The sequence below is a fragment of the Bacteroides sp. 1_1_14 genome (genome assembly GCF_000162515.1).
GTDB lineage: Bacteria > Bacteroidota > Bacteroidia > Bacteroidales > Bacteroidaceae > Bacteroides > Bacteroides thetaiotaomicron.
Window position 1 is genome coordinate 315,736 of the sequence record NZ_GG774707.1, and the last position, 13,687, is coordinate 329,422.

Below are 13,687 nucleotides of genomic sequence, written 5' to 3' on the forward strand. Positions count from 1 at the left end.
TTTTAAGTGACTTCCGTCCCTTCTGCTATTACTTGCTCATTTTCATATTCATGATCTGTTGCAACTGTTTCAAGTTTGCCTGAGCAGCTTCATTTCCTAATTTGGCAGCTTGTTCAAAGGCTGCTGTAGCACGTTGAATATCTCCGTTTAAGAAGTTATACACGCCTGTATTATTCAGAAATTCGGCAGTGGTATGATCCGCTTTTTCCATATATTTCAGTGCGGTATTGATATCCTTCTGTGACAGGGCGACAGCCGCTGCATTCAGATTGGCTACGGCATCGGCCGGATACATACGTACGGCAATATCAAATACATCAACAAAGTCCTTGCTGCCTTTCGGATAACTATTGGCTACCTGATACATCTCGTTCAGACTCAGATATTTCGGATTCTCACGGATGATGATACGTCCTTGTTCCACATCGAAGTTGACCACTGTGTAGTCGATTTTGCAGTTTACTTTACGCAGTCCCGGATAAATCTCTTTCAGCATAGTGCGATAAGGAGCGCCGCCGCCGACTTTCATGATTTCCTGTTTACGTTTCACGTCATTCGTTGTATTTTTGATGATATTCAGGAAGGTTTCCTTATCCTTCATCGAAGAGGATTCGAGAGCTTTCACCAGTCCGTCCCAGTTCTCTCCACCGAAAGTCACTTTATACAGTTTGGCAGATGCCTTTTCGTTCTTGACCAGATAATCTTTTAGAGCTTCCGCACGTTTTTTTAGAGAGTTGCTCGTTGAAAGCCAGCGGCCCTTCGGGAGAAGCGAATCCTTCGATGCTGATGCTTTGTACGGTCAGATTTTTGTCATTCTGAATTTTATCAAACATAGAATGAATATTCACCAGTTCGGAGTGATTGTTCATGAAGTCGGTAAGGATGACAGACTTGTTGACGGGGAAGTCCAGATGAGCTTCGTATTGCTCACTGCGGTTTTTCACCACTTCCACCGTAGGCTGGATGTAGGCTACGATAGGAGACATGGCACTCAGTCGTTTGGCTTCGGTAGATACATCGTTCGTTATCAGTTCCTGCGCGTTCATTTCCTGATAGTTGCCGCATCCGCACAGGTTCTCTACCAGTTGCAGGGATGCGTTTGCCATCCATGGCTGATAAGGAATGACCTGCGTATAATTAAACGTTTCTCTTTTATTATAAGGTACGATGATAGCCGTGGGTTCCTGTTTGCTGATCGCCAGTCCACGTAGATAGGCTTTCTCGCGTCTTTTGCCGTTGACGATAATCTCCTGTAGCGGGACATTATGTTGTCCGTCCGTCAGCAGAGGGATCAGGCTGAGGCTGCGTGCCGAGCCGATGGTCAGGTTTGCCATGTCGACCGTCATGCCGATATAAAGCGAGTTTCCTTGTTGCCATAAGGATACATTCGAGAGCGTGAGCGCATCATTCAGAAATTTCTGTGCATGAGCCGGAAGTATGGTGGCTGCAAGAGCTATAAATAGATAGATAAGTTTTCTTTTCATCATTGTAAGTTTTAGAAAGTTCGATTATTTGATGACATAAATGAAGCTGAGCCCGATTTTGGTCGGGCCGAAATAGTTGCGGGTGTTGTGCCCGAGTTTTTCGCCTCCGTCACCGCGGGCATATTTATCATATTTCAGACGGGCGTAACCGACTCCGATGGTTGCTTCCATGCTCCAGCGTTTGCTGATGATCCACTGGTATCCGTAAGAGATGCCGGCTCCGTACAGACTGCCGTCATAGCGGTCGTGCCCCATTCCGAATATATTCAGGTTGCTGACATTCATTTCTCCGTAGTGTCCGTGCAGACCGAAGAAACTTCCGTTGAAACGTTCGCAGAGCCAGTAGCGCAATTCCGGTTGTACGAGCCAGTGCTTGATCTGGCGGTCGTCGCCAAACTTCCACGGATTGTAGTTGCCGGATACATCGAGGGTGATTTTCTTTGCCAGTCCGACTTCGAATCCCAGGTTGGGAGTGCTCGTAGCCCAGTAGAGGGCATTGGTCTTGATGGCGAATTTGGGTAGATAGGTTTCATTCCGTTGTACTTGCGCATACACGCTTGTACCCAATACGAGCAGGAAACCGGCTGCTAATAAAAGTTTAATTGTTCTCATTTTTGTTAGGGTCTAGGTTTTATTAAAATGATATGCGATAAACACATGATTGTGTGACTTTGTTGTGTAAACCCGTAGAAAAGATTCCCAGCCCGTATCCGCCATAAAGATGTTTAAGGGCATAAATGCTAACAAATTCGGCAAATGATACGTTTACTATATAAAAATACCTTTGTGTAATCAATATGACAACTAATTAATTTATTACTGACTATTTTTACACATAACATTAATACAAACAGCCTATGAAAGAGCTTATCAAGAATCTGGAAGAACTGAACAGGAAAGCAGAAAAAGGTGGCGGGGATGCCCGTATTGAGAAACAGCACTCTGTGGGCAAGCTGACCGCCCGTGAACGCATTGACTTACTTCTGGAAAAGGGGTCGTTTATCGAACTTGATAAACTGGTGACCCACCGATGTACCGACTTCGGTATGGAAAAACAGAAATTCTCCGGTGACGGGGTAGTGACTGGTTACGGAATGATCGGCAAACGGCTGGTCTATGTTTTTGCACAGGACTTCACCGTATTCGGAGGGGCTCTTTCGGAGACACACGCCAAGAAGATTTGCAAAGTGATGGACATGGCGATGCAGATGGGAGCACCTATTATCGGACTCAACGATTCCGGTGGTGCGCGCATTCAGGAAGGCGTCCGTTCTTTGGCAGGATATGCGGAGATTTTCCTTCGTAATTCCATGGCTTCGGGAGTCATTCCGCAGATCAGTGCCATCATGGGCCCGTGTGCCGGTGGTGCCGTTTATTCTCCTGCACTGACCGATTTTATTCTGATGGTCAAGAACTCCGGCTATATGTTTATCACCGGACCGGACGTAGTCAAGAGTGTGACACAGGAAGAAGTAAGCAAGGAAGATCTGGGTGGAGTGGGCATCCACATGACAAAGTCCGGCGTGGCGCATCTGTCGGCCGAAAATGATATTGAATGTATCAATTACATCCGCGAACTTATTTCTTATCTGCCGGGCAACAATATGGAAGAGCCTCCTTTCGTTGTCACCAACGACTCGCCGACCCGCCTGACACCCGAACTGTCCGACTTGGTGCCCACCAATCCGAATCAACCTTATAATATAAAGGAGATGATAGAAGCGGTGGCCGACGATAATAACTTCTTTGAACTTCAGGCAGAATTTGCCGCGAATATCGTCACCGGATATATCCGTCTGAACGGAAAGACGATTGGGGTGGTAGCCAATCAGCCACTGGTGCTGGCAGGAACACTGGACATCAATGCTTCTATAAAGGCTGCCCGTTTCGTTCGCTTCTGCGATGCTTTCAATATACCTTTGCTGACTCTGGTCGATGTTCCGGGATTCCTTCCGGGAGTAGATCAGGAATATGGCGGAATCATCCGTAATGGTGCGAAACTGCTTTATGCTTACTGCGAAGCTACCGTGCCGAAAGTGACCGTTATCACCCGTAAGGCTTACGGAGGCGCTTATGATGTGATGAGTTCCAAGCATATCCGTGGCGATGTCAATCTGGCTTTTCCCACTGCCGAAATCGCTGTGATGGGACCGGACGGGGCCGTAAATATCCTGTTCAAGAAAGAGATCGAAAAGTCACAGACTCCCGAAGAAAGGCGAAAGGAACTTCAGAGCGATTATCGTGAAAAGTTTGCCAATCCTTACCGCGCAGCGGAACTGGGCTATGTGGATGAAGTGATCGATCCGGCCGTTACCCGTCTACGCTTGATACGCAGTTTCGAAATGCTGGCCAACAAACGTCAGTCCAATCCGCCTAAGAAACACTCGAACATTCCACTTTAATAAATGGAAAATGGAAAGTTGAAAGTTGAAAATGGAGAGTGATCAATTAAAAGAAACAGATTATGATAAAGAAAATATTAGTTGCTAATCGTGGAGAGATAGCCATGCGCATCTTCCGTACTTGCCGGGTGATGAATATTTCGACGGTGGCTGTTTATACGCATGTAGACAGGGGGGCTTTGCACGTTCGCTATGCGGAGGAGGCTTATTGCATCTCCAATTCGCCGGAGGATACTTCTTATTTGAAGCCGGAGTTGATACTGGCCATTGCCAAAAAGACCGGAGCCGCCATTCATCCGGGATATGGGTTCTTGTCGGAGAATGCCGACTTTGCCCGTCGTTGCGAAGAAGAAGGAGTGATCTTTATCGGTCCCGGTGCCGATATTATTGCTAAGATGGGGATCAAGACTGAAGCACGCAAAATCATGCGTGAAGCGGGGCTGCCCATCGTTCCCGGAACGGAAACTCCCGTGCAGGGGATCGAAGAAGTGAAGAAGGTTGCTAAGGAAGTAGGTTATCCTATTATGTTGAAAGCGCTTGCCGGAGGAGGCGGAAAGGGGATGCGTCTGGTCCGTTCCGAAGAAGAAGCGGAAACGGCTCTTCGTTTGTCTCAGTCCGAGGCGGGTACTTCTTTTGGTAATGATGCGGTCTATATAGAGAAATATATCGAGAATCCGCACCATATCGAGGTGCAGATTATGGGAGATAAATATGGCAATGTGGTTCATCTGGGCGAGCGTGAATGTTCCATTCAGCGACGTAATCAGAAGGTGATCGAGGAGTCTCCGTCACCGTTTGTGAAAGACGAAACCCGTAAGAAGATGCTGAAAGTAGCCGTAGAGGCTTGCAAGCGGATCGGTTATTACAGTGCCGGCACGCTGGAGTTCATGATGGATAAAGACCAGAACTTCTATTTCCTTGAAATGAATACCCGTTTGCAGGTAGAGCATCCGGTGACGGAGGAATGTACCGGCGTCGATCTGGTGCGTGACATGATCACGGTGGCTGCGGGCAATCCGTTGCCGTATAAGCAGGAAGATATAAAATTCAGCGGAGCTGCCATCGAATGCCGTATCTATGCCGAAGATCCGGAGAATAACTTTATGCCATCTCCCGGAGTGATAACCGTTCGTGAAGCTCCCGAAGGCCGTAATCTCCGTCTGGACAGTGCCGCCTATGCCGGATTCGAAGTTTCCCTGCACTATGACCCGATGATTGCCAAGCTCTGCTGCTGGGGGCGTACCCGCGAATCCGCCATCTCCAACATGGCACGTGCCTTGCGTGAGTATAAGATTCTGGGCATCAAGACGACGATTCCTTTCCATCAGCGTGTGTTGAAGAATGCCGCTTTCCTCGAAGGAAAATATGATACGACTTTCATCGACACCCGTTTTGACAAGGAAGACTTGAAGCGTCGGCAGAATACCGACCCGACTGTTGCCGTGATCGCTGCCGCCGTCAGGCATTACGAGCGGGAGAAAGAAGCTGCATCCCGTGCCACCACGCTCCCTGTAGTGGGCGAATCTCTCTGGAAGTATTATGGCAAGTTGCAGATGACTGCCAATAATTATTGAATAAGTTGAGAGTTGAAAGTTAAGTTGGTCATTTATTAAAATTAGAAAGATATGGGTACATCGTTAGCGACTTATTATGCCAAGCTTCTGGATATGCCGGACAGTGAATATAAGGTAGAGATTCTGGAAGACGGACCGATCAAGAAGATAGCGGTCAACGGTAAAATATATGAGGTCGATTACAATATGGGAGGCGACTCCATTCATTCGATCATCATCGATCATCACTCGCATGGAGTGCAGATTTCCCCTTCTTCCAATAATTCTTATACCATCATGAATAAGGGTGAGCTTTATCAGATAGAGCTACAGGGAGAGATGGAAAAGATACATAATGCCCGTGCCGGTACGGAAGCCGTAGGGCGTCAGGTGGTACAGGCGCCGATGCCGGGGGTGATCCTGAAAATATACGTGAAGAAGGGAGATGAAGTCAAGCGTGGAGACCCGCTTTGCGTATTGGTGGCCATGAAAATGGAAAACGAGATTCGTTCTGTTACCGACGGAGTAGTGAAAGAAGTCTTTGTCGAAGACGGTATGAAGGTCGGTTTGAACGACCGGATTATGGTGATTGAATGATTCTTGAAAAAATAAAGGTGTTTTACGTACTTATCTCAAAAGTTTTCTTTACTTTTGGCAGATAAGTACGTATTTATATCCGGATGTCTTATGAACAACGAACAAACAAAAGAAGCACTGAAAGAGGAATTGGAGTTGCTTAGAAAAGAAAATGAGCAACTGAAGCGACAACTTCGATCTCTGGAACAGAATAAACAACCTGAAGAAAGCTCCACCAGCTTTCAGGAAAGGTATGCCGTTAAAATATTAAATTCCTTACCGGATATGCTGACTGTGTTCAACCACGACGAAGTGGGAATTGAAGTCGTATCCAATGAAGAAACCAATCATGTCGGGATATCCAACAAAGATTTTGAAGGAATGCACATGCGCCAGATGGTGCCTCCCGAAGCCTATCAGAACATCCATGCCAATATGCAGAAAGTGATCGCCACGCGGACTGTTTCGGCAGCGCATCACGACATGGATTTCAATGGCTCTCACCATTACTACGAGAACCGGATTTTTCCGTTGGATGAAGAATACGTTCTGATCATGTGTCGTGACATCACGGAGAGAGTGGCCACCCAGCAACAGCTGGAGATATTTAAAAGCGTACTCGACAAAGTCAGTGACAGCATTCTTGCCGTTTCCAGTGACGGAACGCTGGTATATGCCAACAAGCAATTTATGGAAGAGTACGGTGTCACCCAGCAGATGGGTACCCAGAAAATATACGACCTGCCCGTCTCTATGCGCACACCGGAGTTATGGGAAGCCAAACTGAAAGATATACGCGATAATGGCGGCAGCTTTTCATACCGTGCAGCGTATGTGCGCAAAGGTGAGGAGAAAAACAGAGTACACCAAGTCTCTACCTACCTTACACAGGAAGATGATACGGAACTTATCTGGTTTTTTACGCAGGACATTACCGATGTGATCAAGAAGCGGGATGAACTTCGTGAATTGAATCTCCTGCTGGACGGCATTCTGAATAATGTCCCCGTCTATCTGTATGTGAAAGATCCCGAAGACGATTTCAGATACCTGTATTGGAACAAGGCATTTGCCGAACATTCCAAGATTCCCGCCTCCCGGGCAATCGGCCGCACGGACTTTGAGATCTTTCCGGAGCGTGCGGATGCTGAAAGGTTCCGCAGGGATGATCTGGAATTGATCCGGACGCATGAACGGATCGATATGCAGGAGACCTACGTGGCGGCCACCGGTGAGACCCGTATTGTGCAGACACTGAAAGCGCTTGTCCCGATGGAAGGGCGCGAACCGCTTCTGATCGGCATCTCCTGGGATATCACTAACTTTCAGAATATCGAACAGGAACTGATTAAGGCACGCATCAAGGCAGAGCAATCCGACAGATTAAAAACCGCCTTTCTTGCCAATATGAGCCATGAAATCCGGACGCCGCTGAATGCGATTGTCGGTTTTTCCAATCTGTTGCCTTCTGCCGAAACCCTTGAAGAAGAAAAACTCTATTCGAGCATTATCAATCAGAACTCAGAGATCCTGTTGCAGCTGATTAATGACATCTTGGACTTGTCGAAGATAGAAGCCGGTACATTGGAATACGTCAGACAGCCGATGAACCTGGGTGAAGTATGCCGGAATATCTATCAGATTCATAAGGATCGTGTGCAGGAAGGAGTGACCCTTATCTTGGACAATGAAGACGATGACCTGATTATTGAAGAAGACCGGAATCGCATTGCGCAGGTTATCACCAACTTCCTCACCAATGCCGGTAAATTCACGCTTTCCGGTGAAATCCGCTTTGGCTTTAAAGTCGATAATCAATGTATCCGTTTTTATGTGAAGGATACAGGCATCGGAATAGCTCCCGACAAGGTGGGACATATTTTCGACCGTTTTGTCAAGTTGAACTCGTTTGCGCAGGGGACAGGTCTCGGACTTGCCATCTGCCGGATGATCATAGAGAAGATAGGAGGGGAGATCGGAGCCACTTCGGAAGTAGGCAAAGGATCGACTTTCTTCTTTACGATACCTTATAAAGAACGCTCGGATGACCGTATTGCATTTTCCGAGGTTTCGGAAACGAAATACATCAGCCACACCATCAAGAGGATGCAGAAGATCAAGAAGATTCTGGTGGCTGAAGATGTGGACAGCAACTTTGTACTGATCAAGAATATGATCGGCAAAGATTACACCCTGCTATGGGCGAAAGATGGCTTTGAGGCGGTGGAGATGTATAAACAGTTCCAGCCGGATTTGATTCTGATGGATATCAAGATGCCTCGTATGGGTGGACTGGAGGCTACCCGCATCATTCGTTCCTATTCGAAGGAGATTCCTGTCATAGCCTTGACCGCCTATGCTTTCGAAGCGGACAAGGAGCAGGCTTTGGAAGCCGGCTGCAATGACTTTGTCACGAAGCCGGTTTCAAAAGCAGCATTGGAAGAGGCGTTGGGGAAGTGTTCGGGGTAGCAACTACAAGTGATTATATTATACTCACTTTCCTATCTCGGGAACTAATAAGAACTTTGTTTCCGGAAAGTACTTTTCGAGCCATGTCCGTATAAACTCCATCGTATCATCCTGAATCGTTTTATCCTCTACCGTTGGATAGAGATTATAAAGTACTGTATCCAGCACAATGCCTCGTTTCTGTATGGCTTCAAGACTCAGGAGAGTATGATTGATGCTGCCCAGCTTTCCGGAAGTCACGAAGATAAGCGGATATTTCTCCTGTGCGATATATTCAATTGTCAGGAGCTCCGTAGTCAGAGGAACCATCAGACCGCCCGCGCCTTCAAGCAGAACACAGTCATACCGTTCGCTTAATACTTCGGTAGCATGCTTGATCTTGTCGAAATCAATGGGACGATGATCCAGTCGGGAAGCCAGATGGGGGGAGGCGGGATAAGAAAAGATCTCCGGCATGGTCAGCCCTTCCTGATCTTCTTGGGTGAAAGGGATTTCCATAATGCGCCGATGCAGGTCTATATCTTCGGAATGCCCCACATTTCCTGTTTGGATAAACTTCTGCGTAATGGTTCTTTTGCCGTTTTTATTCCATTCGCGTGCCAGGTAGCCGGTCGCGTAACTTTTGCCGGCATCGGTATCGATACCGCTTACAAAATATACATTCTGTTTCATACTTTTTTCTTTTTTGCTATGATATAAATAGGGTGATATGTCAGGGACACTGAAGTGCCCTGTGTAAATTCTTGTGTGTAACGTTCGCAAAAATGCTGCAAATCACGACGGGTCCAAGTCTGTTTCTCATGCTTCGGATAGAGGGATGATTGCGCTGACAAACCATTCACCCCCGTCTGCTTCAGATGATACAGCACTTTCATCGGATCTTCGAAAGAAAGGGGGATCAGTTCTTCTTCTGAGTACAGTATATCAAAGTGGAACGACAAGGCTGCTTCAAGCTCTTTCTTTGAACGATAGGGCAGTCCCTTTCCGGTAAGCTCACGTATCTCCTTCATATTCTTTTTCCCAAAAGTACTGAAAGCAAAGTATCCCTGACTGTGAAGCAATGTATTACACCTTTTGAAGAACTCCTCCGGCGAGTCGAACCATTGCAAAGCGGAACAGGAAGTAATCAACGTACTTTTATCCGGAAAAGAAATCGTCTCCGCATCTCCGGAAAGAAAAGAGACTTGTTTCTCTCTTAATAAATCTTCGCAGCAATACCTCATCTCCGGACATAAGTCATTCAGAAGCAACTCTTCCGGACGAAGGGTGTGGAGCAACATTCGGGAGTAAATGCCCGTTCCGCATCCGAACTCAATCACTTTCGGACAGGGAGAGGGAATATGTTTCTGGAGCAGGCGGATCATTTTATTTGCTATCTGCCGTTGTACATTTGCCTCACGGGGATAGGTGGAGATGGCTTTTGAGAAACGTTCTGCAATAATTGTCTTATTCATTGATCAATGATTATTTAATGTTCATGATTACCTCATTAAAAAGCTCCTGCTGATAATGGGCAGCTTCGACGTGCAGGAGGGAGACTGCCTTGTTTCTCCATGCCTGCTCTTGATGGTCCGGAAGGAAAATCCGATCGTTATCTCCGATGATGGCTGTTTGCCAGACAAACTCCGAAGGGAGGGATGACAAGTATTGCTGCCGGATGGCGGCAAGCTCTTCTTTCAGTTCTTCAACCGGACGTTTGGGAGCTATTGTCTGAAAAGCCTTGTAATCAGCAGCAGAACCACACATTCTTCGCTGAAATTTCAGTAGGGTTTGTTCGTTCAGTCCTTGCAGGGTGCCTTCAAAAACGGATGGCGTAATTCCTTTCGTTTCGTGTATCGGATAAAGTGTTCCGTTGATGGCGGTACTTTGGGAAACAGGCAGGGAGGGATATTGCTTCATTACCTGCGAAGCCGCCCAGACTCCCATTGACCATGCGATCAGCGAAATCTTGGAATATGCCTGTATTAAAGTTGTATCGAATTCCAGCGAACGATAATCGTAACAAATCATCCAGTCACATTCCGCCGGATGGATATGTCGGAAAGGCGTTTCGTCCATTCCCCATCCTGCGAAGAATAGTAGAAGGTGCTTTCCATTGTTCCTGATAATAAAAGTCTGCTTCATCCGTTAATGATTTCTATAAGTGTATCGATTTCTTTTTCTGTGATGTCCGCTGTCAATGAGAAGCGGATACGGGAAGTCCCTTCGGGTACTGTAGGCGGGCGTACCGGCAGGGCATAGAATCCCTTGCGTTGCAATTCTTCTGCCTTCCTGATGGTATCTTCGCTTGCTCCGACCACCATCGGCACGATGTGGCTGACGGAAGGACAGTTATATCCTTTCTCGGTCAGTGCTTCTTTCAGTTTCCTGCTGATTTGCAGCAGATGCTCCCTTTTGCTTCGGAAATCGGCGAAGTGTTTCAGTACCCATGCGGTCCACTGGATATTGACAGGAGGAAGGGCCGTTGTGAAGATAAAGGTACGCATCTTATTGATCAGATATTCCCGGATGGTCTGTCGGCAGATGATATATGCGCCGGCGGATGCTGCCGCCTTCCCGAAAGTTCCTACCAGAAAGTCGATGTCGTTGATGCAGTTTTGTTCTTCGGCACATCCTAAGCCTTTCTCGCCCCGTGCTCCGAAAGCGTGGGCTTCGTCTACATAGAGAAGAAGGTTAGCGTAATCGTGTTTCAATCGTACCAGCGCTTGCAGGTCGGCTTCGTCTCCGTCCATGCTGAAGATACTCTCGGTAACGATGATTATCTTCTCATACATACCGTGGTTTTCTTCAAGAAGACGCCGGAGCTGGGCTAAGTCATTGTGCCGGTACCGGATACATTTGGCAGATGATAATCTGATTCCGTCTATCAGGCTGGCATGTACGAGTTTGTCCGCAAGGATCAATGTACGGGCATCGCTGACGGCAGGAAGTATCCCTGTGTTGGCGTGATATCCGCTATTGAACAGAAGGGCGCTTTCTGCTCCGAACATAGTAGACAGTTGCTGTTCAAGTTCCTGATAGGCAGTGAAGTTGCCTGTCAGCAGGCGGGAGGAAGAGGAAGTGGGCAGAAAGGTTTCCGGAGTGATGGTCTTTAAGAACGCTTCTCTTAAAGACACCTCATTGGCTAACCCCAGATAATCATTGGATGATAAGTTCAGCATCCGTCGTCCGTCTACTGTCACGTCTCTTCCATCATGAATCAACTGTGGGAGGGAACGGTAATTCTTCTTCTCTTTTAAAGTCAGAAGTTCTTGATTGATAGAGTCTAAAATCATAATCTATTCATTTTTTGAGAAGATAGTTAAGTTACATTTCTCTGACTATTTTAAGTACTCCGGAAGTCAGTTTACTTAATTGCTCCGGAGAGATGATGAACGGGGGCATCAGGTAGACCAGCTTTCCGAACGGACGTACCCAGATACCTTCTTCTACGAAGCGGCGTTGCATGTATGCCATGCTCACCGAACGTTCTGTCTGGATGACTCCTATGGCTCCTAATATCCGTACATCCGCTACTTGCGGAAACTTGCGGGCGGGAGCCAGTTCTTCTTTTAACTGAGCTTCGATTCGTTTCACATTCTCTGCCCAGCCGGAGTCGAGCAGCAACCGGACAGAAGCACACGCCACCGCACACGCGAGCGGATTCCCCATAAAGGTAGGACCGTGCATAAAAGCCTTTGGGGCATGATTGGAGATAGTATCTGCTATCTGATTGCTTGCCAATACTGCAGACAGTGTCATGTATCCTCCGGTCAGTGCCTTTCCGATGCACATGATGTCCGGTTCCACTCCGGTGTGTTCCCAGGCAAAGAGTTTGCCGGTGCGTCCGAATCCTGTGGCTATTTCGTCGAAGATCAGGAGGATATCGTGTTCTTTGCAGAGTTTTTCCGCTTCACGCAGATACTGCGGGTGATAAAACCACATACCGCCTGCTCCCTGAACAATGGGTTCGAGGATGAGCGCCGCCAGTTCTTTGGAGTGTTTCTCTATCGTTTCCCGCAGGGGGATGATGTCGTCCGGATTCCATTCTCCGTCAAATCGCGAAGAGGGGGCCGGAACGAAATATCGGACAGGAAGCGATGAACCGAAAAGACTGTGCATCCCGGTAACGGGATCGCATACGGACATGGCATTCCAAGTGTCACCGTGATAACCGGAACGGATGGTTACGAAATTGTTTTTGTCGGGCTTTCCGGCTGCATACCAATATTGCACGGCCATCTTCAAGGCAACTTCTACCGCCACCGAACCGGAATCCGCATAAAATATCTTTTGCATGGATGGGGGAACCAAGGGCAACAGCAGTTTGCCTAACTCGATGGCCGGATCATGAGTCAGTCCTCCGAACATGACATGGGACATCTTGTCTAACTGGTCTTTTGCCGCCTGATTCAATACCGGATGATTGTATCCGTGCACAGCACACCACCAGGACGACATTCCCTCGATGAGTGTCCGCCCGTCTTCGAGTGTGATTGTTGCTCCGTCCGCCCGCTTTACTTTGTAGACAGGCAATGGATCGGTAGTAGAAGTATAAGGATGCCACAAATGCTCGCGGTCAAACTGGGAGTCGGCGAAGTGGTAACCTTCTTCCAGAATCATCTTCTTGTCGTCGGAAACCTTGGAACCGAGTGTGGTCAGCAAATCACCCACGATGGCGGAATTGATGCCGACAAACAAGGCTTTGCGCATGGCTTCGGGAGTGAGCTGCGAACGTCCTCCTGCGAAACGCAGGAAAGCGGTAGGATTGATGAAGCGGAACAGGGCGATGGTTCGCAGGATTTCTTCTTCGCTCAATGCCTTTTCATTTTCCAGTGGAGTTCCGGGGATCGGACTTAGCAGGTTGATGGGGATGGACTGTACATTCAATTCCGCCAAAGTGAAAGCAAATTCAATACGTTGTTCCATTGTTTCTCCCATGCCGATGATGCCACCGCAGCAGATATCCATTCCTACCCGGCGGGCGGCGTCGAGAGTGGCCAGCTTCTGCTCTTGTGTATGTGTGGAGCAGAGTGTGGGGAAATAGGAAGGAGCTGTTTCGAGGTTGCAGTGATAGCGGGTGATTCCGGCTGTGTGCAAGGCGCGGAGTTCTTCTTCGTTGAGTAATCCAAGGGATGCACAAAGTTGGATGGACGAATGTTTCCGCATAAGGCGAGCCGCATCGCAAAGTTGACTGATCTGTTTGGGAGAAGGTTTTCGTCCG

The 13,687-nt window shown here is 47.7% G+C and carries 10 protein-coding genes and 1 pseudogene; 4 read left to right on the plus strand and 7 right to left on the minus strand.

Annotated features, from left to right (window positions below; all coding sequences use genetic code 11):
* Nucleotides 1-28: 28 nt before the first annotated feature.
* Both HMPREF9007_RS08860 and HMPREF9007_RS08855 read right to left on the minus strand, forming a co-directional pair.
* A pseudogene (locus HMPREF9007_RS08860) lies at nt 29-1,484 on the minus strand (DUF3868 domain-containing protein).
* A 24-nt stretch (nt 1,485-1,508) separates the two neighbouring features.
* Nucleotides 1,509-2,096, minus strand: a complete 588-nt coding sequence (locus HMPREF9007_RS08855) for a DUF3575 domain-containing protein (RefSeq protein WP_008762325.1) — start codon at nt 2,094-2,096, stop codon at nt 1,509-1,511.
* Between the two features lie 245 nt (nt 2,097-2,341).
* Here HMPREF9007_RS08855 and HMPREF9007_RS08850 point away from each other — a divergent pair, with 245 nt between their 5' ends.
* The 4 genes from HMPREF9007_RS08850 to HMPREF9007_RS08835 all read left to right on the plus strand — a co-directional run bounded on the left by HMPREF9007_RS08850 (nt 2,342) and on the right by HMPREF9007_RS08835 (nt 8,484).
* Nucleotides 2,342-3,886, plus strand: coding sequence for an acyl-CoA carboxylase subunit beta (locus HMPREF9007_RS08850; RefSeq protein ID WP_008762326.1), 1,545 nt, complete (start codon nt 2,342-2,344; stop codon nt 3,884-3,886).
* Between the two features lie 62 nt (nt 3,887-3,948).
* Nucleotides 3,949-5,460, plus strand: a complete 1,512-nt coding sequence (accC, locus tag HMPREF9007_RS08845; RefSeq protein WP_008762327.1) for an acetyl-CoA carboxylase biotin carboxylase subunit — start codon at nt 3,949-3,951, stop codon at nt 5,458-5,460.
* 51 nt (nt 5,461-5,511) lie between these two features.
* Nucleotides 5,512-6,036: a biotin/lipoyl-containing protein gene (locus HMPREF9007_RS08840; protein ID WP_008762328.1), complete on the plus strand. Its 525-nt coding sequence runs from the start codon at nt 5,512-5,514 to the stop codon at nt 6,034-6,036.
* 90 nt (nt 6,037-6,126) lie between these two features.
* Nucleotides 6,127-8,484 carry a PAS domain-containing protein gene (locus HMPREF9007_RS08835; protein WP_008762329.1) on the plus strand — a complete coding sequence of 786 codons (2,358 nt, stop codon included), beginning with the start codon at nt 6,127-6,129 and terminating at the stop codon, nt 8,482-8,484.
* A 24-nt stretch (nt 8,485-8,508) separates the two neighbouring features.
* On the opposite strand, the gene bioD is transcribed toward HMPREF9007_RS08835, so the two are convergent.
* The 5 genes from bioD to bioA all read right to left on the minus strand — a co-directional run.
* Nucleotides 8,509-9,156: a dethiobiotin synthase gene (bioD, locus tag HMPREF9007_RS08830; protein WP_008762330.1), complete on the minus strand. Its 648-nt coding sequence runs from the start codon at nt 9,154-9,156 to the stop codon at nt 8,509-8,511.
* Nucleotides 9,153-9,938: a malonyl-ACP O-methyltransferase BioC gene (bioC, locus tag HMPREF9007_RS08825; protein ID WP_008762331.1), complete on the minus strand. Its 786-nt coding sequence runs from the start codon at nt 9,936-9,938 to the stop codon at nt 9,153-9,155. Before bioC ends, bioD begins: the two co-directional genes overlap by 4 nt.
* 10 nt (nt 9,939-9,948) lie before the next feature.
* Nucleotides 9,949-10,608: a pimeloyl-ACP methyl esterase BioG family protein gene (locus tag HMPREF9007_RS08820; protein WP_008762332.1), complete on the minus strand. Its 660-nt coding sequence runs from the start codon at nt 10,606-10,608 to the stop codon at nt 9,949-9,951.
* Nucleotides 10,605-11,759, minus strand: a complete 1,155-nt coding sequence (locus HMPREF9007_RS08815; RefSeq protein WP_008762333.1) for an 8-amino-7-oxononanoate synthase — start codon at nt 11,757-11,759, stop codon at nt 10,605-10,607. The genes HMPREF9007_RS08820 and HMPREF9007_RS08815 overlap by 4 nt, the downstream gene beginning before the upstream one ends.
* Before the next feature lie 31 nt (nt 11,760-11,790).
* Nucleotides 11,791-13,687 (minus strand): adenosylmethionine--8-amino-7-oxononanoate transaminase (bioA, locus tag HMPREF9007_RS08810; protein WP_008762334.1); only part of this gene is annotated, 1,897 nt, incomplete at its 5' end.

Coding starts and splice junctions, on each gene's coding strand:
- bioD (WP_008762330.1), bottom strand. CDS start 9,156: ATGAAACAGAATGTATATTTTGTAAGCGGTATCGATACCGATGCCGGC.
- HMPREF9007_RS08835 (WP_008762329.1), top strand. CDS start 6,127: ATGAACAACGAACAAACAAAAGAAGCACTGAAAGAGGAATTGGAGTTG.
- HMPREF9007_RS08840 (WP_008762328.1), top strand. CDS start 5,512: ATGGGTACATCGTTAGCGACTTATTATGCCAAGCTTCTGGATATGCCG.
- HMPREF9007_RS08820 (WP_008762332.1), bottom strand. CDS start 10,608: ATGAAGCAGACTTTTATTATCAGGAACAATGGAAAGCACCTTCTACTA.
- accC (WP_008762327.1), top strand. CDS start 3,949: ATGATAAAGAAAATATTAGTTGCTAATCGTGGAGAGATAGCCATGCGC.
- HMPREF9007_RS08850 (WP_008762326.1), top strand. CDS start 2,342: ATGAAAGAGCTTATCAAGAATCTGGAAGAACTGAACAGGAAAGCAGAA.
- HMPREF9007_RS08815 (WP_008762333.1), bottom strand. CDS start 11,759: ATGATTTTAGACTCTATCAATCAAGAACTTCTGACTTTAAAAGAGAAG.
- HMPREF9007_RS08855 (WP_008762325.1), bottom strand. CDS start 2,096: ATGAGAACAATTAAACTTTTATTAGCAGCCGGTTTCCTGCTCGTATTG.
- bioC (WP_008762331.1), bottom strand. CDS start 9,938: ATGAATAAGACAATTATTGCAGAACGTTTCTCAAAAGCCATCTCCACC.